The organism is Coleofasciculus sp. FACHB-712 (assembly GCF_014695635.1).
Classification (GTDB): Bacteria; Cyanobacteriota; Cyanobacteriia; order Cyanobacteriales; family FACHB-T130; genus FACHB-T130.
This window is the reverse complement of sequence record NZ_JACJOQ010000045.1, coordinates 1-2485: the sequence shown is the minus strand read 5'-3', so window position 1 is coordinate 2485 and position 2485 is coordinate 1. Positions and strand designations below refer to the sequence as shown.

Below are 2485 nucleotides of genomic sequence, written 5' to 3'. Positions count from 1 at the left end.
ATCGAGCGCAATGCTAAGTTACAGACACAGCTCATTGATGATTTGCTGGATGTCTCGCGGATCATCCGCGGAAAAGTCGGTCTAAATATCTCCCCAATCAACCTAGTCTCTACCCTTGAGGCAGCTATCGACACGGTGCGTCTGGCGGCTGACGCGAAATCGATTCAGCTTCAGTCTTTCCTCGATCCATCTGTAGGGCTGGTTTCGGGGGATTCCAGCCGCATACAACAAGTTGTTTGGAATTTGCTCTCAAACGCGATTAAGTTTACGCCGGAAGGCGGTCGTGTTGAGATAAGACTGTCAATGGTCAGCGGTCAAAAGTCATTCGCCAACGAACGCGAACTCATGAAGAATGAAGGACTCAGGACTAATCGCAACTATGCCCAAATTCAAGTCCTTGACACCGGAAAGGGTATCCGTGCTGACTTTTTGCCCCATGTCTTTGATTACTTCCGACAAGCGGATGGCTCAACGACTCGGAAGCACGGTGGACTGGGACTCGGTTTGGCAATCGTGCATCATTTAGTAGAACTGCACGGTGGGACTGTCTACGCAGAAAGTCCGGGCGAAGGACAGGGAGCAACTTTCACAGTAATATTGCCACTTATCAAGAGTGAGGCGAAAAAACTAACAATGGAAGAAGATGTTTTATTGGGTTCTGAATCCTCCGTCGGCAGCGCTTTACTCGATGGCGTGCGAGTACTGGTTGTGGACGATGATACTGACACGCGGGAATTTCTGACCTTCATGCTAGAACAATATGGCGCTGAAGCGATCGCAGCGGCATCGGCACAAGAAGCATTTGAGCGAATCCCTCAAGTCAGACCGGATGTTCTGGTGAGTGACATTGGGATGCCGGACGAGGATGGCTATTCTTTGCTTGGGAAAGTGCGGAAACTGGATGCCACCCAAGGAGGAGAGACTCCGGCGATCGCGCTGACTGCCTATGCGAGGGAAGAAGACCGCACGCAGGCTCTCTCGGCGGGCTTTCAGATGCATTTGGCGAAGCCAGTTGAGCCAGATGAATTGGCGAATGTGGTAGCAAAGCTGGCGGCAAGCACTTCAAATCGATAACTGCTAATTCTAATAGATGAATATCAATAGAAATTGTGGTTTGTACAATTGGGTAGTTTTTCGCAGCGATCGCTAGTCTTAACCCTTAGAGTTTTTCGTAGCGATCGCGAGTCTTAACCCTTCCAAGGTTAATCAAACTTTTTTTAAATTTAATAAAACTTAATCTTATATTAACGAGGATTTTACCACTTTTAGGTCTGCAACTCAAACCCCCCAGGAAAGTTTTTTGTTTATAGCTTGCTATCTCTTTGGAAGGTTGATCTCTCATTAATAAGAAATTAATTTACTGATATCAAAGCATTTTTATCTATTGGAAATAAACAGTTTGTACTCCTAGCAGAACCAGAGACGATCTCAGTTCAGCCTAGGATACGTTTCTGCAAACTTTGCCTTTCTCAAACGAATCGTCTGCATTGATGACAAGCTGAAATGTCTGTAGCACGAGCTATTTTTTTCGGGCTTCTTATCAGAGTATTAAGCAATTTTAAGCAAAGTGAGTAAGCTAGCCATCAAATAAGCCGGTTGAGAAAATTTAATTGTCTTTATTTGTTTCCCAATCAACTATTAAACCTTTGCTTGATAAAGCAACAATGTTATATCGCCAATCGGTAAACAAACTGCGAAAATTCCTACCAAACCTCCGCTCTTTGCGTCGCTTTGGGATATCTATTCTTCTTTTCTTGGGCATCGTATTGTTTAGCTGGTTCGTGATGGCTCAGCAGCCAGTCACGCTCAACCTGTTGCTGCCTGCCCCAGATGCCCCACCCTTGCAGCGGATGATCAAAGACTTCGAGGCAGAGAATCCAGGCATTCGCATCAACATCGTTGAAGGTCCTAACGCTACAAACTTGGTTGAAGACCTCTATACCTCTGCTTTCATCTTGGGAGAATCTCCTTATGACCTGGTGGTCATGGATATCATCTGGACGCCAAAATTTGCGGCGGCGGGTTGGCTGCTAGACCTCAGCAACCGGATTTCCCAAGACGAATTGGCAGCATTTTCACCCAATGATGTCGAAGGGGGACGTTACGAAGGCAAGCTGTACCGACTGCCAATTCGTTCTGATGCGGGGATGCTCTACTACCGGAAAGACTTGCTAGCAGAAGCCGGATTGCAGCCACCAGAAACGTTTCAAGATTTAATGGCAGCTTCCAAAACCTTGCAGAAGGCAGGAAAGGTAACATGGGGCTACCTCTGGCAAGGTCGCCAATACGAAGGAGCGGTGGCAATGTTTATGGAGGTTCTCGAAGGCGCTGGTGGCTTCTGGGTGAATCCCGACACGTTAGAAGTTGGGTTAGATCGACCGGAATCCTTAAGAGCCATCGAGTTTTTGCGTAGCACCGTTCAGGAGGGTATTGCCCCGCCTGGGGTGACAACCTACCACGAAGAAGATACCCGACGCTTCTTCCA

At 47.2% G+C, this 2485-nt stretch carries 2 protein-coding genes; both read left to right on the top strand.

The features are described 5' to 3' along the window. Positions 1-1074: ATP-binding protein (locus H6F50_RS00870; RefSeq protein WP_190425271.1), on the top strand; the 1074-nt coding region annotated here is incomplete at its 5' end. Between the two features lie 590 nt (positions 1075-1664). Beyond that, the coding region (locus H6F50_RS00865; protein WP_190425268.1) for an extracellular solute-binding protein at positions 1665-2485 on the top strand (821 nt) is incomplete at its 3' end.